The sequence below is a fragment of the Mycobacterium sp. ACS4054 genome (assembly GCF_001667275.1).
GTDB lineage: Bacteria > Actinomycetota > Actinomycetes > Mycobacteriales > Mycobacteriaceae > Mycobacterium.
Genome location: NZ_LZHV01000055.1, coordinates 112,260 through 130,447 on the forward strand (window position 1 = coordinate 112,260; position 18,188 = coordinate 130,447).

Here is an 18,188-nt window from a genome sequence, read left to right on the forward strand (position 1 = left end):
CTAGCTGCTCCGGGCGTCGATCTTCTTGTCTACACCGTCCACGAACTGTGGCACCGCCGACCCCGACACGTTCCGTCCGCAGAGATCAAGGTCGATGACGACGTTGTTCCGGACGCTGAGGACGCGCTGACAGTTCCAGCCCTGAGCCTCCTGAACCATGTCCATCGCGAGGATGCCGCCGGCCCGCGACACCGATCCCGTCTTCCACAACACGTTGCGGGGATCATCCATATTGACGTTCCGGGTGTTCAGCTCGCGATTGGCGCATCTCTGCCACTCCGTCGCGGCATTGCCAACGAAGTTGTTCGCCGATTGCGCGTCCGGGAAGGACACGACCGCTTGAATCAACCGCCATCCCTTGGCATCACCATCGCCAAGCTCCTGCGTCCGAACTGCAGTCCACCCGGTCGTTCCATACGCCTTCTGCTCGGCCGCTTTCAACACACCCACGCAGTCCTCGTCGACAATGGGTGTGTCGGCCAGCTTGTCTTGAACCGCTTCGCCGGACAACGTTCCGGCGCCCACAGCATGGGCGGCTTCCTCGGCGCTCAGCAGAACATCCGGGAGTGCGGAGGCGGCCACGGTGCCGCCGCCCGAGTGGGCCGGCTGGTACAGGATGACCGCGATCAACAGCCCGACCGTCAGCGTCGCGGCGGCGCCCGTCAGCCACCACCACCGCGCGAGCGACTCACCGGAACGGCCCGGGGTCGGCGCCTGGTTCGGCCAGAAGGCGGGGCCGGGCGGGGGCGCGCCCTGGTAACCGAACGGTGGCGCATTTAACGGCCCTGCCGGTGGCCTGCCTCCCGGGCCGCTGCCCCAGTCGCCTGGAGCGCTCATGGCTTACCTCCTGGGCTGTTCACGAGGTGGGGATCCGGGAGGCGACTTTGTTGACGAGTTCGGGGGCTTGATTGCTGCCGCCGTAGTCGCACACCCGCATGTCGATCACGACATTGCTGCGCGGCATTAAGGCACGCTGGCAACCCCACCCTGTTCCGCCGGTTTTGTCCCAGGAGACCAGCAGCACGTTGTCGACGACCCGAGGGTCGCCGACGGCGATGGTTCCGCCCTCGTGGCGGTTCACCAAAACCTCGGTTCGAGCGCAGTGATCCCACTTCCTCGTGAGGTCCTCGAAGACGGTGCCGGCGTCTTTGGCAGTCGGGAAGGCCACCAGCGACTGCAGGGTCAACTTCACGTACACGTCGCCCGGGCCGTGAAGTTCGGCCGACTGCGCGTCGATGAAGCGTGTGTCGCGATAGACCTGCGCCATGCCCGGAGCCCAGATGCCGGCACAGTCGGGCGGGTCGGCGGTATCCATGAATAGGCCGTTGTTGCTTTGGTACAGAGCCATTCCCGGCACCTGCAGAATGTCGCCGGCCTCGGCCGGGCTCAACAGAAGGTTCTTCAGGTCTTCCGGGTGGACCAACCCCGGCGTCGTGGGCACCGACAGCCCTGGCGGTTCTCGGTGTGATGACGCCGATGCATCCGAGGTCATCACACGGCTGATGAGGATCACGCCCAACACGGTCGAGACGACCGCGAGAATTGCGGTCGTGACGATCAACCATCGTTTGGTGGGTGGGGCTGGCCCCGGCCCCGGCGGCCCCGGAGGCAGCGCGCCGGCCGGGCCCGGCTGGTAGCCGCTCCAGGCAATCGGCTGTCCCGGCGCATATGGAGCGCCGGGTGGGGCGAGGTGGTAGCCGCCGGGGGGCGGGACATTGCCCTGATTCGCCGGCGGTTCACCACTGCCACGCGCCGGACCGTTCGCCATCATTGCGGTTGTCCCCCGAGGTTTGTTGGCGAGCACAGCAACCCGCCTGCGTTCGTGAGCAGGATTCTAGTTGGCGTCGAGGTTTGGGGTTTGCGGTTTGTCTGCCTGCAGGTTCGTCGGGTTGGTCGGAGGCCGCTTCGCTGCGTTCCGGGGTGTCTGCGGTAGGCTTTCGACCTGCTGCCGCCGATTCGGGCGGCATCCGGGCTGTGGCGCAGTTTGGTAGCGCACTTGACTGGGGGTCAAGTGGTCGCAGGTTCAAATCCTGTCAGCCCGACCAGCGTGACGTCTCGGGACATCGTTGGCGCACTCCCCCATACGTGTGCAGGCGCGGCGTAATTCGGTTGGGACCACCACATAATCGCAACAGCGCTCTTACTCGCCGGCGCACTAGAGTTTGTCGAGACAAATCAGCGTGTCGAGAAGGACGGCGACTCCGTCGACTAGCGCCTGATCCGGTGTCGTTTCGTCGGGGTTATGACTGATTCCCTTTTCGCTGGGCACGAAGATCATGCCCACAGGCCCCAGACCGACCAGGTTGGCGCAGTCGTGGCCGGCTCCACTGGCCACCCTGGCGGTCGACAGTTTGCGGGCTCGCGCAACTTCGGTGATTAGCTCCTGCAAATTTTTGTCGGTGGCCGCCGCAGGCTTGACTGGTAGCGCCCTGACCTCGAGCACGCACCCCGTAACGCGTCCGATGTTCGCGAGACGGTCGTGGAGCTGCGCCATCGCGTCCGCGGCTTTGGCATCGTCGATGGCCCGCACATCGAAGCTCAGCTCACAATGCCCCGGAACAACGTTGGTGGCACCAGGGCTGGCAGTGATGCGACCAACCGTTGCGACATCGGCCGGTCCGTTGGTGGCGAGCTCCTGGACAGCAAGCACAACTTGTGCCCCGGCGACGAGGGCGTCGTGGCGGAAACCCATAGGCGTCGTACCGGCGTGATTAGCCTCGCCAGTAATGGAGATCGTCCCCCAACGCTGAGATGTGATGGCGGTGACGACTCCGATCGCCGTCCCACCGTGCTCGAGCACCGGACCCTGCTCAATGTGTAGTTCCAACATGGCGGCGATCGGGTGCCATGCAGCCGCAGCGGCTTGCCCCGGATCGCAGCCGATGGCTCGAAGCCGTGCGGCCAGGGTCAATGCGTCGGCACTGGGTTCTTCAAGTTCGTGAGGCTGCAGCTTTCCCGCGACAGCCCGGCTCCCCGTAAATGGGGGCGCCACTACCCCTTCCTCGTTGGCGAAGGCGCAAACCCGCAACGGATGGCGCGTTTCGAGCCGAGCGTCGTGGAGGCACGCCAAGACTTCGATCCCGGCAACCACGCCGTAGGCCCCATCAAGCGGCCCTGCGTTTATCACCGTGTCCAGGTGGCTGCCGGTGACCAACGGGGCCAGTCCAGAAACCGTGCCTGGCCGATCGGCGAGCAGGTTCCCGACCGCGTCGATGTGAATGTCGGCTCCTGCAGCCTCAGCCCACTCGGAAACAAGCTTGACGGCTGCTCGATCTTCGGCGGACCACGCCAGACGAGTGATGCCGCGGCCGGGGCTGTGCCCGATTTGGGCCAATTGCCTAATGCGTGAGAGCAAGCGGGACTGATTTACCGGAGGAGCGGACCCTGTCATCAGACAAGTTGGCCGTAGGTGCGCGGTAACTGAGCGTTCGTCTCAGAGTTCCGGTGGTAGCAGTCAAGATTGCCGAACCTCAATGTGTCGACGGCTCTGTCGATTAAGAGCGCCAGCTCCGGCGAGGGAACCATATCGTGGACCTTTCTGCCGTCGCGCATCTCCACGGTCTCCGACGCGAGCACATTTAATATGGCTGCGACGGCTTGCGTTAATGGCGCGACGTCGGTGACATTTTAGGTGTTAACGGCATCGGACTACAGGTCAATGGCGGTCGCTGCCCGACGACAGTTCGAGCGAGGGCCGGTTCCCGCACTGTGACCAACCCCAACGCCCAAAAGTGACGCACGCCATAGCTTGACCAGCACCAATTAGGGCATCCTAACCATTCGTTTGTATGACTAATGGTGGGGAGCGCAATGGCCGACCTGGACTTTGCCTATGACCTGACCCTCGACGAGGCGCGTCGGCGCAGCGCGGTGCTCGAAGCGATCGGTGACGACTGGGACCCCGTCGCCGTGCTCGCCGAGGAACAGCGTGCCTACGACATGCTGTATTCGAATTTGGACGCCGACCAGCAGCGGATTTACGACGAGCTGGTCGAAGCAGGCGTCCTGCCTTCACGGACGGCCGATCGTGTTACCGATTGATCCGACCGCCGACCGTAGCCGCCGCGCCTGGCTGCCCTGCCCGCACTGCAATCACCGCGCCAAGTGTGGCGATTGCCGCAGCACCCGAAACTGCGACACGCACTGGCAGTACCTGCTGAGCAACCGGGGGACCCTCGTACACCTGCAGTGCTCGGATTGCGGCCATCTCTGGTCCACCGACACGCACCGCCGCACCGCCTGACCCTGGGCTTTTCGCCGCTATTGCGTGGCCACGAACGAGAAGTTCCCCGTGGAAATCAGGTCCGGGTCGACGACGCAGCGGGTGCCGTCGACGTTCGCCGGCCCGGATACCACCTTGGCCGCGGCCGCGGCTCCGGCGGCATTGCGGGTGGGACCCCAGCCGCCGACCAGGCCGTGGCCGTTGTCCGAGAGGGCCACGCAGCCGCCCCGGCCCTCGGCAAGAACGTGGCAGTCGGTCGCGCCGTGCTTCTCGGCGCAATGACTGATCGCGTACGCCTCGACGTCAGCCAGGCTGGCGTGGTTGCCGCCGACGGTGACGTCGACGGAGTGGGTGGAGTCCGACCCGGCGATCACGATGTAACCGCCCTGAGCCTGTGCCGGCGCGGCCAGTCCGACAGCACAAACAGCGAGGATCACCGCGGACGCAAGAGGCTTGAGCACATGCTTCCTTTCACATCGTGTTCCGGCAGAAGATGTGCCGTACTGCTAACGGTGATGGGTCGACGCCGATTAGGTTGCGTACTTAACAAGGCCTTGACACGCGCGTAGCAAATCTTCACAGTTCCGACACGCTGCCCGTGAGACGCGGCCGCCCCGACACGTTCTGGCTGGAAGAAGCATGATTACCGTCATGGACTCTGAATTGAAACGCTGGCTGGACTCCGGCGAGCACTTCGACTACCTCGGCTTCGACATCTTCTACCGCGTCGAGGGCAGCGGACCTCCGCTGCTGCTGATACATGGCTACCCGTTCAATTCCTTTGACTGGGCGCCGATCTGGCCAAAGCTGACGCAACGGTTCACGGTCATCGCGCCGGACATGATCGGGATGGGGTTCTCCGCGAAACCCGTTGCGTACCAATACTCGGTGCACGACCACGCCGACATGCACGAGGCACTCCTACAGCACCTGAACATCACCAACGCGCACATCCTGGCCCACGACATCGGCGACTCGGTGGGCCAGGAACTGTTGGCACGGCACGAGTTTGGCCAGCAAAGCTATGGCCCGATGCGCATCGACTCGATCACCTGGCTCAACGGCGGCATGTTCATCGAGTCCTACACACCCCGGGCGGCGCAGAAGTTGATGTCCGGCACCCCGTTGGGCGACCTCTTGAGCCCTCTGCAGAACAGCCCGGTGTCCAAACGGTTGCTCGAACCGACGCTGCGCGAGATGTTCGGCCCGAACACCAAGCCGACCCCGCACATGATGAACGTGTTCAACCAGATCCTGGACTACAACGACGGCCGCCGTGTGCTGCACAAGGTTGGCCGGTTCATCAACGATCGCCTCACGCACCGCAACCGATGGGTGCGCGCCATGCGGCAGACCGCCGTGCCGATGCGGCTGATCGACGGGCCGATCGACCCCAACTCCGGTGCCCACCTGGCGCGCCGCTATGCCGAGGTGATACCGAACGCCAATGTGGTGATGCTTGCCGACGACATCGGGCACTGGCCGCAACTCGAGGCGCCCGAAGCGGTGCTGACGCACTTCCTCGCCCACATCGACCGCATCGCCCCCGGGGGCTAACCGTGATGCGGCGGCCGCTCGTCGCGAAGCCGGCCCTCGTCCGACGCCGCGCGCATCTGCTCCTCGTCGCCGAACCGCTCCAAGTCCTCGGGCGTCATGCGCGGCGGCTTCGGCGCGGCCGGTGGTGGCTGACGGGGTTCGGCGGGCACGTGCCGATTATGGCTCAAGGCTGAAAGGCCGGGAGGATCGTGCCGGAATCGCGAATCTCCCAAATACTGGCCTTGGTGATGCCGTCGAAGTTGATCTTGTTCAGCGTCGCCCGCGAATACGTGAGATCGATGGCGACCTGCGTCGACGTGTTGCCGTAGGGATCGGTCATCGGGAAGGTGCCCTGCACGTTCACCGCGGACGCGTCCGGATAAGTCATTCGTGCGTACCTGAGGATGTCGATGGTGTCCATCCGGGCGCCGTCTTTGATCATCTGCTCGCTGTAGTTGTCGCGAATGGCGAACCGGGCGTCGACCACGTCGCCGCTGGGGCCGGGAGCGGTGGTGAAGGTGACCCCATCCGGCTTCTTGGGGCCGGCCGGCGTCGACGGTGGGGCCTCGGTCGATGCCGGTGGGCTCGCCGCGGCCGAACTCGGCGGGGCCGAGTCACTCTTCCCGTCGAAAACCCAGCTCCTGCCGACGAGGACGAGAAGCACCAGCGCCCCCAACGTGGCCAACGCCAGCGCCGCCTTTCCCGGGACGCCCTTTTTGGGCGGCTCGGTGGCGAACGCCCACTCGGTGGTCCAGTCGGTGCCGTCGAAATACCGCTGCAGCCCGTGGCCCACGCCGGCGGGGTCGGGGTACCAGCCCGGCGCCGACTTCGGCGGGGGCGGCGGCACCCGTTCAGATGGCATCCACCCATTTTCGTCGTGACCGTGGCATCCCGGCCACCCGCCCGGGACGGATGCCGGTTGCGCGTCAGTCCTCGTGGTCGGGCTCGGTGAGTTCCGGCGCGTGCTCACGCGTCGCCATTCCGCCTTCGCGCCCGTGATCCGCGGGACCGGGCCGGCCACCCTGGGGCTCGTCGTCGTCCTTCTTCGCATGCTTGGCCATCGCAACCTCCTTTGTCGACCGAAGGACTACCCGCGGCGGGAAGTGCTAAGACTTGAGCAACGCCTTCCGCAACGTCGGCCGAACCACTTGCCTTAGGTATGGCGCGGTTGGCTGATCGCCCCACCGATGCGCCCCGTGCGCGGAGGGGTGGCTGAACGTGCAGACGATCATGCGGTGGCTACCGAGGAACGCCTCGTGGTGGTGGTCGTCGTACGCGCGACTGGGCACGAGGATGGGTTTGACCCATTTGCCAACTGCCCTTCCTTGAATCACGACGATGGTGGGTTCGAGGATCTTCATCGTGGCGCTGAAATGCTCACCGCAGTTCGCGAACATCGTTGCGGTCGGGCGACCGTTGCTGCTGCCAGGCGGCGCTGCCGAACACAAGAGGCGGTTCACCAGGGCAAAACCATCGAAGATGTGAAATGGCTTGCCGTCATTGGGTTTAACGACCTCGCCTTCGTAGTCTGTGCCTTCGCCCGTTCCCATGAGGATGCGTAGAGCCGACGTTGTTCCCCGCATGTGCGGATTGCGGCCCTTGTGCGTACCGGTCGCGTAGTACCGCTTGTCCAGGCCCGTCAAGTCGTGGACTTGCTGGTATCGGGCGCCGAGCGTGACGCGGGCCCGCAGTTCCGGCGCGTCCTTCGGGAAGCCCGACTCCTGGCCGACGACAACGATTCGCAGCGGCTTGCCATCGACAAACAGGTCGAAGTGTCGCCCGACGTGGCTCATTGTTCCCTCGCGGAAGCTATCGCCGGGGCGACACGAGTGGCGGCAATCCGCCTGACGCAAGCACACAAAATCCGATTCGGTCAGCAGATTCTTCTCGACGTATCGGCGGAGCTTGGCGATCCGGCTGCGAGTTGAGGCGCGGTCCACCGTGATTACCGGCCGTTGGGTTGCCATACACGGTGGTTTGCCCAACCGTCTTGAGGGCTAATCCGCGACCGGCCAGTTTTCCGCCGGCAGTGGGCATCTCATCTGTGGCCAGACGATGCTACCGCGTTGGCTGCGGCGCCCTCGAGCGGTTCGCCAGTGCTTTGCCGCGGACTGGCCCACGGGGCTCACGTCCGTGAACTCACGACGACCCCGGCGTGACGGTTCGGCGTTCGGCGCGTCGGTGTGCCCAGGACGGGCTATGACTCTAGGGGTGAGCAACCAGGTGAACCTGACCCCGCAGGAAAGCTCGTTGATCGGCGAGAGTCATCCCGAGGCTCTGACGCGCATGGACGAGAAGTCGCTGAAGGATTTGCAGAGCCGGCTTCGGCAAGCGCGCGAGAAGAACTTCAGCCTGCTGCGCCGCAAAGGCGCGGCCCGGGTGGAGGCCGAGGGCGCCCGCGGTTCCGCCCAGCCGGCCAACGAGAAGCGCGGCGAAAAGGTGGAGATCTTCGACCAGGCTCTGGCGCGGGTCAGCGAGCGCCTCGGTGCCATAGGCGACGTGCAGTAGCCAGTTGAAATTCGTGGTTTAGAAGTGGCATGCGCTGGGCACACAGCGCCATGTTCGCGCGCCACTTTTCCCGTTTCCTCACTTCCGCTGTAGTCGGGGTGTCGGGCGTCAGCGCTTCGGTCCTGGCTTCTGCGCTCCCGTTGGCCTCCGCCGATTCGTGTCCCGACGTGCAGGTGGTGTTCGCCCGCGGCACCGATGACCCGCCGGGCCTCGGTCCGACCGGACAGGCGTTCGTCGACTCCCTGCGCCCGCGCGTCGGCGCAGGTTCGTTCGACGTGTATCCGGTCAATTACCCCGCCACCCACGACTGGACGAGCGCGGGGGAGGCGGGCGTCAGGGACGCGGGCGCGCACATTGTCTCGTTCGCCCACGACTGCCCAAACACCAAGATGGTGCTCGGCGGCTACTCCCAGGGCGCTGCCGTCATGGGCTTCGTCACCTCGCCCTCAGTGCCGGCCGGGATCGATCCGGCGAGCGTGCCCAAACCGCTGGAGCCCGAGGTGGCCAACCACATCTCGTCAGTCGTGCTGTTCGCGCTGCCAAGCGAAAAGGCGATGAACTTCTTCGGCGAGCCGCCGGTCGTCATCGGCCCGATGTACCAGGCCAAGACCATTCAGGTATGCGCGCCGGGGGACCCGATCTGCTCCGACGGCATGAATTTTGTCGCACACGACACGTACTCGACCAACCCGGCGATGATCGACCAGGGCGTGGCGTTTGCGGCCAGTCGCCTCGGTTCCGGTGCGGCTCCCAGCGGGCCGACGACGGCCGTTGGGTTCTCCGGCTCGGCCAGTTAAAGCCGATACAGCACAAGGCGTTTCGCCCCCGGTGTCGATCTGGCGACGTCCGATGGGCGCGAGCATAATCGGGTGGTGGATTCGCACGCGGTAGCGCAGTTTCGCCGGCTTCATCAAGAGGGGTGTTTTCTCATCCCGAACCCGTGGGACGCCGGTTCCGCGATCGCCCTCGCGAACCTCGGCTTCCCGGCGCTGGCCACGACCAGCGCCGGCCTGTGCTTCGCGCGCGGTCTGCCGGACACCCCGACCGCGCTGTCCGTCGACGCCGCACTGACCAACATCGCCGAAATCGTGGCCGCGGTAAGCGTGCCCGTCAACGCCGACTTCCAGGCCGGGTATGCCGAAGACACCGACGAGCTCTCGGACAACGTCGCCCGCTGCGTGGCCACCGGCGTAGCGGGGCTCTCGATCGAAGACGGCACGGGCGCCGCCGACAAGCCGCTCTTCGAACTGGCCGAGGCCACCGATCGCGTCCGCGCCGCGCGCGCGGCGATCGACAACTCCGGGACCGGCGCCGTGCTGACCGGCCGCGCGGAATGCTTCCTCTACGGCCACCCCGATCCGCTCGCCGAGGCCATCCGCCGGCTGCAGGCTTATGCCGAGGCGGGGGCCGAGGTGCTCTTCGCGCCGGGCCTTCGGACCAAAGAGGAGATCGCCACCCTCGTCGACGCCGTACGGCCGTATCCCGTCAACGTTCTGATGTCATCCGACACGGGGTTAACGGTGACCGATCTCGCGCGGCTAGGGGTGCGGCGGATCAGCGTCGGCTCGGCCTTGAGTCGCGTCGCATGGGGCGCGTTCCTGGCGGCCGCGCGAAAGCTGATCGAGGACGGGTCCTTCGCGGGACTGGCGGGCGCCACCGGATTCGACGAGCTGAACGCGCTGTTTACCGGGCGGTCGAGCTAGGGCGCTTCCGCAGATCGGCGAGCGAGTTTCGAAGGCCGCCGTCCAGCCGAATCTGGACCGCCGCCACCGCGAGCATCACCCCCGCGGTCACCAGGTGCACCACCGCGTCGGTGACGTTGTTGGGGAAGGTGAAGACGACGGCGACCTGATGCGAGAAAAAGGCCCAAATGCCCGGCAGCGCACCGGCTGTCGCGGCCAGCAGCAGATACAGCACCGCCCACGACTTGCGCGCCGCGAACACCAGGCCCGGCGCGAAGAGGGCGAGGCCCGCGACGGCGTGCCAGCCGTTGTAGTCCATGCCGAGCAGCTGGACGGTCGGCGCGGTGGGCCCGGTCGCGAAGCTCGGATTGATGACCAGGCCGATCACCGCCTGGACGACATGGAAGGCGCAGATGACCAGCAGCCCGATCTGGGCGAAACTCCACCTCACGTTGCACCCCCTTGTGCACGGCGGGATGGATCGAATACTACGCGCCGTAGTAGACCAAGGCAATGGCGACGGCTACGCCGTGCCGTTGCGTTCCAGCCACTGGGTGATCGCGTCTTCGAGCGCGGTCGCGACGTCCAGACCGGCGCCGTTGGCCGCCTGCTCGAACCGCTCGACCAGTTCGGTGCGCACCGAGGCGCCCAGCTTGGTGCGCGCCGGCTTCGGTTTCGGCGGTAGGTCCACCGGCACGTGCCGCGCGACGGACGCGTCGATGATTTCGCGCAGCGCCGGCAACTCGCGAAGCAGCCTGTCGAGATCGTCGCGTTCGATGCGCAACAGCTCGGCCGGCCCGGTCGTCGTCACGGTCGCCGACCGCAGCCGCCCGCGGTGCAGCGCCGATTCACCGATCACCTCGCCAGGCCCCAGCACGGCGATGCGATCCCGCCCGGCGTACACGCCCACCTCGCCGCTGAGCAGGATGTAGGCGGAGTCCGACGGCGTCTGCTCGTGGATCAGGGGCAACGGCGCCGACGTCGCCGTGCGATGAGTCGCCCGGGCGAGACGCAGCAGATCGGCGTCCGAGAAGTTGGCGAAGGTGGCGTACTGGCGTAGCCGGCGTGCGTCTTCCTCGTATTGCTTCTCGTCGGCCTTCATAGCGGTCTCCTGACGTGCGATGTGACGCTATATCGAGGAGCGTAACGCGGATTCGCGTTTACAAAAGGCGAAAGTCAGTTCCTGCCGGGAAGCTTCATGACCGTCCGCACGATGGGCAGAAGCGACTTCTGCCACAGGGTTGTCGGAATGCCAAGGGGCGGATCGAGATTGAACACGCGGGCGGTCGCGATCGTCTGCGATTCGGTGTACTTGAGCAGCCCCTCGGGACCGTGCCGGCGACCCACGCCGGACTGGCCCATCCCGCCCATCGGCGCGCTCAGGCTGCCCCAGGCAAACGCGTACCCCTCGTTGACGTTCACCGTCCCCGAACGCAACCGCGCGCCGATCTGCTCGCCCTCCGCCGACGAACCGGCCCACACGCTGGCGTTCAACCCGTACTCGGTGTCGTTGGCCTTCTCGACGGCCTCGTCCACGTCGGCGACGGGGTAGATGGAGACCAGCGGGCCGAACGTCTCGTTCGCGGCGCATTCCATCTCCGGCGTGACGTCGGCCAGCACCGTCGGCTCGTAGAACAGCGGGCCGATGTCGGGCCGCGCCTTGCCGCCGGCAAGCACCTTGGCGCCCTTGGCTTTCGCGTCGTCCACGTGGTCGGTCACCGTGTCCAGCTGGCCCGCGGAGATCAGGCTGCCCATGTCGACCGAGAAGTCATATCCGGTGCCCAGCTTCATGTTTCGCACGGCGTCGCCGAACTTGCGGGTGAACTCGTCGGCGATGTCCTTCTCGACGTAGATCCGCTCGATGGAGATGCACAGCTGGCCCGCGTTGGAGAAGCACGCGCGGGTGGCCGCCCTGGCCGCCTTGTCGAGGTTGGCCCCCCGCGTGACGATCATCGCGTTCTTGCCGCCGAGCTCGGCCGAAAACCCGATCAGCCGGCGCCCACAGTGCTCGGCGAGCTGCCGGCCGGTGGCGGTCGAGCCGGTGAACATCAGGTAGTCGCAGTTGTCGATGATCGCGGTGCCGACGATCGATCCCGGCCCGGGCACGATCGCATAGAGGGCGCGCGGCACGCCGGCCCGGTACAACAACTCGGCGCACGCCAGCGCGCAATACGGGGTCTGGCTGTCCGGCTTGAGCACCACCGCGTTCCCGGCCAGCAACGCCGGCACCGAGTCGGACGCCGTCAGCGTCATGGGGTAGTTCCACGGCGAGATCACCCCGACCACGCCCTTGGGCTGGTATGCCACGGTTGTCTTGCCAATCCCCGGCAACAGCGACTGCACGGTCCGCGGCTTGAGCAGGTCCTCGGCGACGCGCACGTAGTAGTTCGCGTTCGCCATCAGATCGACGATCTCCTCCTGCGCCGCCCAGCGGGCCTTGCCGGCCTCGGCCTGCAGCAGATCCATCAGGAACTCGCGGTTTTCGACGACCAGGTCGCGATAGCGGGCGATGACCTCGACGCGCTCGGCGACCGGGCGGTTCGCCCAGTCGACCTGGGCCGCGCGCGCCTCGGCGAACGCGGCTTCGACGTCCTCGGCCGTGCCGATGGGGATCGTGGTCAGCGGCTTGCCGGTGAAGACCTCGTCGATGGTCTTGGTCTGACGTGCGCTGACGTCTTTGATCGCGGCGAGGTCGCGCAGGCGGTCGAAGACCTCGGCTGACGGTGCAGGCATGTCTCGTCCTCTCCCAGAAGCAGGTGTTCTTCACCACCAGCCTATGGGCTGCGCAAGGTCGGGCGGCCGCCGCGGTTTTTGGCCACGGCGGAAACGATCACATCCGCCCGTAGGCGACCGCCGTGACGAGAAGAACGACCGCCAGCAGAAGGAACATCACCGCCACCGGATCGATGAGCGCGAACAGCATGGCTTCAGTTGGTGCGCGCCAGGTAGACGCCGTACGGCACGGCGCTCAGCAGGGTGACCGCGAAGGCCGCGCCGGTGGGCAGCAGGTAGGTGCGGCGCTCACCCGGACGCGCGCCGGCGATGGCCGAGCCCAGCGGGGAATTGATCGAATACACCTCCAGATCGCCGTGCTCGGCGCCGCGCGCGCCAAGGAGGAAAGTCTCGGTGTCACCGGTGTCGTCGTAGCGGACGGTCAGCACCATGCCGGGTTCGGCGACCCCGTCGTCGGGCGGGTCCTCGCCGACGACGGCGTTGACCAACAGGTCCTGAATCCGCTGCATTCGCAGTCGCCGTGCGCGCTGGACGGCGACGAAGTTGTCATCGGCGGCATCGCCGCCCGCATCGCCGTCGCACAACTCCCGCAGGACGGCCAGCTCGCGCCGCAGCCGTCCGTAGGCCTGCGGTGAAAGCCACGTGGGTTGCACACTGGTCATATTCCGGGTTCCTTTCCTCAGGCGGCTGTCGGTGTCGCTGTTCGACGAGAACCGTCGCGGCCCAGCGTGTTTGGCGAGGGATTTCGGTAGGGGACGGCCTTGAGCAGCGTCACCAGCCGGCCGGCGTCCTGGGGGATCGCATAGATGCGTTGTTCGCCGGGACGGGCACCGGCGATGCAGCGGCCCAGGGGCGATGCCATCGAGTAGACCTTGATGTCGGCGTCCTCGGCGCCCCGCCTGCCGAGCAGGATGGTTTCCGTTTCACCGCTGGCGTCGTCGCGGATGGTCAACACCATGCCCGGCCCCGCGATCGTCTCGGCGGCGGGGTCCTCGCGGACCGCCGCCGTCTTGAGCAGGTCCTCGATCTCGCGGATGCGTCGTTGCCGAGCCGCCGGGCGGGCGCCGCGGCTGGCGCCGTAATCCATGGCGTCGTCGGGAACTTCGATGCTGCGCAGCGAGCGCAGCTCGGCCAGCTCGTCCTGTAGGCGTCGTCGGTGCTGTGGCGTGATGTATACGGGTGCGAAGTTGGTCATCGCGTTATTTCCTTTCCTAAGTAGGGGTGTCGTCAGGGGCGGGCCGACGGGCGGCTGCCGTCCCTGACGACGCGGAGCCCTGTCGAGGGGCAAGTCCTCTCGGGATACGTTGTCTGCCAAGGAAATCCATCGGTTTCCCGGGCTATCAATTCCCATAGTGCCCACTCGAGCGTCGGGCCGCTTGCCCGGATAGGACAAGGGAGAGGGTGGTGATTGTGCCGAGCCGACAACGCCACCTTGCCGGCGCCCGAGCGGCCGCTAATTCACGGTTGCCCGACGAGGCCGTTGAAGTCGTATTGCCATTTGGCGTGCCGGGCTCGATCGAGGGCGTGGCGGGCGGCGGCGAACGAAGCGGCCGCCGACAGGCTGACGGCACCCCAGATCGCCAGGGTGATCGTGACCGCCTCGGCGCGGGGAGACATCATCGGTCGACTCACCGGCGAACCCCGGCCGTCGACCCAGATCTCGAACTCATCGCCGACCCTGGCCCCGAGCGGTGCGGCGACGTCACCGGTGCGTGGGGCGCCGGCGAAGTCCCATTGGGCGGGCACCGTGACCGTCGGGCTGTCCAGGTTGGTACGGGGATGGCTATCCCCGACGACCGTCGCGATCACCGGGCGGCGGGTCTGGACCTGCTCGGCATAGGCGCGGCTTCGCGACTCGTGAACCGCGGTGCCGACGGCAGCGGCGATCGGCACGGTAAGCAGTGACACCGCGACGGCCAGCACCAAGAGCAGCGCCTCCAGCCGGTCGCTTGCCCGGATCAGCGGGTTCCTACTGAACAGCCGCGCCGCCAGCCGTCGCGGCAACGGCAGGGTGAACGTCTCCAGCGCGGTGCGGTCGTGGGGCGGGCGGGTCATCGGATGTCCTATCGAGGGATCGGGTGGTCACCTCGATCGTGGCGCCCGCCCGCCCACGAAAGCTTGCCGAAGCCCGACAATGGCGCCGCGACGCATTGTCGGATCTCGACAGCGTTCAGCCGATTTCGGTGGCCGCGAGTTCGATCATCATCGCCAGCCGCTTCCTCGCGTCATCCAATGGGAGATTGGTGATTTCGGCCATCTTGCGCAACCGGTAGCGCACGGTGTTCTCGTGTACGCCGAGCCGCGCACCGGCTTCGGCCGGGTCGCCCTGGGCCTCCAGCCACGCCCGCAGCGTCGCCAGGTAGTCGGTTCCGTGGGCGCTGTCGTGGCGGCCCAGCTCGACCACCGGTCCACGGGTCGGGGACCGGCCGGCCCGCGCCGCGGTGCGCAACCGCTGCAGCAGGATGTCGTCCCACGACTCGTCGTAGGCGGGAGGGGCGGAGCCGGGCGACGCCTCATGCAACGCCAGGCATTCGTCGGCCTCCTGGCGGGCGGCGGCGAGGTCGGCCACCTCGGCAGTGCCGCTGATGCCGGCCAACACGCTCACCTGCTCGGGCAGCGCCGCCTTCAGACCGGTCACCCAACGGCGCGCCGTCGCGGCGTCCTCGCCGGGAAGCACCGTGTAGATGGTGTTGCCCGCCAAGGCGCTCCGACCCGGCCGCGACCAGCCGAAACCCGTCGTGGCACGCTCGAACGCCAACAGCAGGGCGGCGTCGCGTTCGGCGCCGACGGACGCCTGCAGCGCGATCACCCGCAACCCGCTCTGCGGCAGGCCGAGCTTGCTTGCGGCCGTGGCGGAATCGGCACTGCCGTCCAGTAACCGGATCACCAGTTCGGACTCGACCTGACGTTCGAGGTCGGCGCTGGCCTGGGACCGCAGCAGGTGCAGGGCGACCGTGTGGGCTCCCTCGGCCAAGGCGCCGCGCGCCGACTCGTCCAGCGGTTCCGAACACCCCACCCACACCGAACCCATCAGTTCTCGGCCGGAGCGCACCGCCACGACCATCCGCCCGGTCACGCCGTGTTCCGCATCGCCCTCGACGAAGAGCGGCTCGTCCGAGCTCGCCAGATGCGCGAAGACGCCACCGGTTTCGAAGAATGCGCGCAGCCGGTCCGGAGTCTGCCGGTCCAGGATGGTCTCGACCCGCGCCGGGTCGGCGTGTTGCTGCAGCCGTGAATACGCGAGCACACGCAGCAGCCGATCTTGGATGACGACGGCGCTGCCGATCGCGTCCGCCAGGCTGTCGGCCAGCGCGAACAGGTCCGTCGGGCCGCGCCCGGCCGCAGTCTCACGGCCCTCGAGCACCAGCCCGTAGATGACCCCGGCGATCTCGCTCCACGAGAGTGCTTCGTCGACCAGCAACACCGCTCCGACCCCGGCGTCCGCGTCGAACGTCATCGGCCCGGCGTGATCGCGCGTCAGCAGCACGACCGCGTGAGCCGACGCCGCCCAGCGGATGCCGTCGCCGAGCGAGTCGGCGCCGATCGCCAGCAGAACGTCACCGACGACCACCCGATCGCCCTCGTGAATGGCCACGCTGCGCAGCTCGGTCGACCTGGGCGCCGAAGACCAGACCAAGCGCACCCCGTAACCGCCCAGCACGTTGACCAAGCGGTCCAAAGTGATCACGAGCGCTCCCAACGCGGCAGGCAAACGAAACGCAGATGCCTTTCTATCGTCCCGCGATCACGAGCGGCAGGCGATTACCGAATCCGTCGCGGGCCGGGCGCGGCGCGTCCTAGCAGCCGCTCAAGCTGTTCGGGTGGTGGTCAGGCGGCGCATTGTCGACAGCGTTACAGAGGTCCGATCCTGCCCTTCCCGGAGGGGGTGTTGGGGGCAGGGTTGCGGTAACGGTTGGGCTTGGGGGGTCGAGCGGTGCGGGGTCTGCGTTGGCCGTCGCAGCGGTGAGCCCCATGACAACCATCGCCAACCCACCGGCGAGAACGGTTGCGGCGGGCAACTTTCTCAGTTTGGGCGCAGGGGTGCGGTCGAGGTGATCGGGCGTCATCGTGATGCTGTTTCCTTTGTCGTCGCAGCCCCGGTGGGCCGCCCTCATAGCTAGGTCGGACCAGCCCCGCCAATCGGACATTTTTGAGGCTATTCGAGCGGCCAGAGGACGTCTCGCTTTTGCAGAAGGTCGGTCAGGAAAGTCATCGAGGCCCACGAAGTCTCGGCGAGCCGCTCAGAGCAGATGCATTCCCTGGGCGAGCTGGGAGACCCCGACCACCGTGAAGACGGTGACCAGGATCTGCCGGTGGTAGGCACGGACCCAGTCGTGCAGCCGCCGCAGTAGGTCGTGAGTGCGCGCCGGCGCGGCCAGATAGCCGACCAGGATCAGTTCTACGACGGAATACATCAGCAGGACGAACGCGATCGAGGCGCTGACCTGGGTCGCGATCGCAGCCCTCGAGGCCACGATGATCGCCAGGATGAACAGCACCCCGTCGACGGGTACCGATATCAGGCCGATCACCCACGCGATCCACAGCGATCCCCGGTCCCATGCGCGGCGTGCCCGATGCAGCAGGCGCCGGATGCCCCGGCCGTCCTCGGCGCCTTGCGCGCGGCTGAGGAACCGCGGCACCGCGATCGGCGCATCCGGGGTCCCATCGGCGGGCGTTCGTGCGCGTTGACGTGTCGAGAAACGCATGGCCATCAGCGCGGCGAGGGACAGCCCGAGCACGCCGAGGCCGATTTGAATATGGGGAAGCATGGAGCTCGTGGCCTTGGCGGACGCGCCGTGCCCAACCGAACCGAACGTCGACGTGAAGTTGAGCAGCATCAGGGGAGCGAGCAGCTCGGGCACGCACACGGTCAGACCGCCGGCCCAGTAAGCGAGCAGGTTCGGTCCGGGCCGCGGCCGGGAGATCATCAGCAGGGCCAGCCCGAGTCGCACAGGATTGAGGGCCGCCAGAATCCCGAGCCCCATCACCGACCCCCACATTGCCGCAGCTCTACCCGTGCCTCGTGGAACTTAAACGGCGCTGTGTCCGGCCCGGGGGGCCGGGGCGACGTCGCGAATACCGTTTTACTGCAACGCGTTCGAGCGTTACCGCTGCGCGAATCAGGGATGAACGGTGTCGTTGGGAGGCGCGTGAAGTCAGTCACAGCCAAGCGCCCGGCCCACGGAGGTGAGGCGCGCGGTAGCAACGGCACGCCGTCGGCTGTCGGTGTCACCAGCCATCCCGGTGAAACCGTCGCGGCAAGCAACCCGTGGCGGGCTCGCGGTGCTGATCCGCGCGCTCCAGCTGCAGCAGCGAAGTCTGCGCGCCCGCCGGACTGGAGCGGCCGCAACGGACGGGACGTGAGGCCAGCAACCGTTTACGACCGCGCTCCGGCAAATGACAACGTTCGTTTCGCTAGCGTTCGGCCATTCGGAGGCTGCGATTCGCTTCTCTTGGAGGGAAATTCACAGGTTGGCGGTGGCATCGTTGGTGGACGGCGGCCG

General features: G+C 66.8%; 21 protein-coding genes and 1 tRNA gene. 6 read left to right on the forward strand and 16 right to left on the reverse strand.

Going from position 1 to position 18,188, the window contains the following annotated elements:
• On the reverse strand, nt 1-837 hold the full coding sequence (locus tag A5730_RS15815; protein ID WP_082946854.1) for a sensor domain-containing protein: 837 nt from the start codon (nt 835-837) through the stop codon (nt 1-3).
• 19 nt (nt 838-856) lie between these two features.
• Nucleotides 857-1,561 carry a sensor domain-containing protein gene (locus A5730_RS15820; RefSeq protein ID WP_067902116.1) on the reverse strand — a complete coding sequence of 235 codons (705 nt, stop codon included), beginning with the start codon at nt 1,559-1,561 and terminating at the stop codon, nt 857-859.
• Between the two features lie 407 nt (nt 1,562-1,968).
• Here A5730_RS15820 and A5730_RS15825 point away from each other — a divergent pair.
• Nucleotides 1,969-2,045: transfer RNA gene (locus A5730_RS15825), tRNA-Pro, on the forward strand.
• A 110-nt stretch (nt 2,046-2,155) separates the two neighbouring features.
• On the opposite strand, the gene A5730_RS15830 is transcribed toward A5730_RS15825, so the two are convergent.
• Nucleotides 2,156-3,391 (reverse strand): M20 family metallo-hydrolase, encoded by a 1,236-nt coding sequence (locus tag A5730_RS15830; RefSeq protein WP_067902118.1) that lies wholly within the window; start codon nt 3,389-3,391, stop codon nt 2,156-2,158.
• Nucleotides 3,392-3,810: 419 nt separating this feature from the next.
• On the opposite strand from A5730_RS15830, the gene A5730_RS15840 reads away from it, so the two are divergent.
• On the forward strand, nt 3,811-4,041 hold the full coding sequence (locus A5730_RS15840) for a DUF6400 family protein (protein ID WP_369829887.1): 231 nt from the start codon (nt 3,811-3,813) through the stop codon (nt 4,039-4,041).
• Between the two features lie 219 nt (nt 4,042-4,260).
• On the opposite strand, the gene A5730_RS15845 is transcribed toward A5730_RS15840, so the two are convergent.
• A complete protein-coding gene (locus tag A5730_RS15845; RefSeq protein WP_067902123.1) occupies nt 4,261-4,683 on the reverse strand; it encodes a DUF4189 domain-containing protein in 423 nt (140 codons plus the stop codon).
• A gap of 190 nt (nt 4,684-4,873) precedes the next feature.
• On the opposite strand from A5730_RS15845, the gene A5730_RS15850 reads away from it, so the two are divergent.
• Nucleotides 4,874-5,779: an alpha/beta fold hydrolase gene (locus tag A5730_RS15850; protein WP_067902125.1), complete on the forward strand. Its 906-nt coding sequence runs from the start codon at nt 4,874-4,876 to the stop codon at nt 5,777-5,779.
• Here the strand turns inward: A5730_RS15850 and A5730_RS24770 are convergent.
• From A5730_RS24770 to A5730_RS15860, 4 genes are all read right to left on the reverse strand, one after another.
• Nucleotides 5,776-5,928 carry a hypothetical protein gene (locus A5730_RS24770; RefSeq protein ID WP_156745828.1) on the reverse strand — a complete coding sequence of 51 codons (153 nt, stop codon included), beginning with the start codon at nt 5,926-5,928 and terminating at the stop codon, nt 5,776-5,778. The two genes, A5730_RS15850 and A5730_RS24770, sit on opposite strands and share 4 nt — an antisense overlap.
• Before the next feature lie 14 nt (nt 5,929-5,942).
• Nucleotides 5,943-6,620, reverse strand: a complete 678-nt coding sequence (locus tag A5730_RS15855) for a DUF2510 domain-containing protein (RefSeq protein ID WP_067902127.1) — start codon at nt 6,618-6,620, stop codon at nt 5,943-5,945.
• Nucleotides 6,621-6,684: 64 nt separating this feature from the next.
• Complete coding sequence (locus A5730_RS25310; protein ID WP_255385428.1) at nt 6,685-6,819, reverse strand: hypothetical protein; 135 nt, start codon at nt 6,817-6,819, stop codon at nt 6,685-6,687.
• A gap of 45 nt (nt 6,820-6,864) precedes the next feature.
• Nucleotides 6,865-7,725, reverse strand: a complete 861-nt coding sequence (locus tag A5730_RS15860; protein WP_156745829.1) for a hypothetical protein — start codon at nt 7,723-7,725, stop codon at nt 6,865-6,867.
• A gap of 244 nt (nt 7,726-7,969) precedes the next feature.
• On the opposite strand from A5730_RS15860, the gene A5730_RS15865 reads away from it, so the two are divergent.
• The 3 genes from A5730_RS15865 to A5730_RS15875 all read left to right on the forward strand — a co-directional run bounded on the left by A5730_RS15865 (nt 7,970) and on the right by A5730_RS15875 (nt 9,969).
• On the forward strand, nt 7,970-8,266 hold the full coding sequence (locus A5730_RS15865) for a hypothetical protein (RefSeq protein WP_067902132.1): 297 nt from the start codon (nt 7,970-7,972) through the stop codon (nt 8,264-8,266).
• A gap of 50 nt (nt 8,267-8,316) precedes the next feature.
• Nucleotides 8,317-9,063 (forward strand): cutinase family protein, encoded by a 747-nt coding sequence (locus tag A5730_RS15870; protein WP_067902134.1) that lies wholly within the window; start codon nt 8,317-8,319, stop codon nt 9,061-9,063.
• A 75-nt stretch (nt 9,064-9,138) separates the two neighbouring features.
• The gene (locus A5730_RS15875) at nt 9,139-9,969 is read left to right on the forward strand and encodes an isocitrate lyase/phosphoenolpyruvate mutase family protein (RefSeq protein WP_197506275.1); all 831 of its coding nucleotides are present in this window, start codon (nt 9,139-9,141) and stop codon (nt 9,967-9,969) included.
• On the opposite strand, the gene A5730_RS15880 is transcribed toward A5730_RS15875, so the two are convergent.
• From A5730_RS15880 to A5730_RS15915, 8 genes are all read right to left on the reverse strand, one after another.
• A complete protein-coding gene (locus tag A5730_RS15880; protein ID WP_067902139.1) occupies nt 9,950-10,399 on the reverse strand; it encodes a DUF4383 domain-containing protein in 450 nt (149 codons plus the stop codon). The two genes, A5730_RS15875 and A5730_RS15880, sit on opposite strands and share 20 nt — an antisense overlap.
• 72 nt (nt 10,400-10,471) lie before the next feature.
• Nucleotides 10,472-11,050 carry a cyclic nucleotide-binding domain-containing protein gene (locus A5730_RS15885; protein ID WP_067902141.1) on the reverse strand — a complete coding sequence of 193 codons (579 nt, stop codon included), beginning with the start codon at nt 11,048-11,050 and terminating at the stop codon, nt 10,472-10,474.
• A 74-nt stretch (nt 11,051-11,124) separates the two neighbouring features.
• On the reverse strand, nt 11,125-12,681 hold the full coding sequence (locus A5730_RS15890; protein WP_067902144.1) for a succinic semialdehyde dehydrogenase: 1,557 nt from the start codon (nt 12,679-12,681) through the stop codon (nt 11,125-11,127).
• A 194-nt stretch (nt 12,682-12,875) separates the two neighbouring features.
• Entirely contained in the window at nt 12,876-13,343 is a 468-nt protein-coding gene (locus tag A5730_RS15895) for a GreA/GreB family elongation factor (protein ID WP_067902147.1), read from the reverse strand.
• A gap of 17 nt (nt 13,344-13,360) precedes the next feature.
• Entirely contained in the window at nt 13,361-13,876 is a 516-nt protein-coding gene (locus A5730_RS15900) for a GreA/GreB family elongation factor (protein WP_067902150.1), read from the reverse strand.
• Between the two features lie 263 nt (nt 13,877-14,139).
• Nucleotides 14,140-14,736, reverse strand: coding sequence for a hypothetical protein (locus A5730_RS15905; RefSeq protein ID WP_067902154.1), 597 nt, complete (start codon nt 14,734-14,736; stop codon nt 14,140-14,142).
• A gap of 115 nt (nt 14,737-14,851) precedes the next feature.
• The gene (locus tag A5730_RS15910; protein ID WP_067902157.1) at nt 14,852-16,369 is read right to left on the reverse strand and encodes a CdaR family transcriptional regulator; all 1,518 of its coding nucleotides are present in this window, start codon (nt 16,367-16,369) and stop codon (nt 14,852-14,854) included.
• A gap of 553 nt (nt 16,370-16,922) precedes the next feature.
• Entirely contained in the window at nt 16,923-17,669 is a 747-nt protein-coding gene (locus tag A5730_RS15915) for a GAP family protein (protein ID WP_231994691.1), read from the reverse strand.
• Nucleotides 17,670-18,188 lie beyond the last annotated feature (519 nt).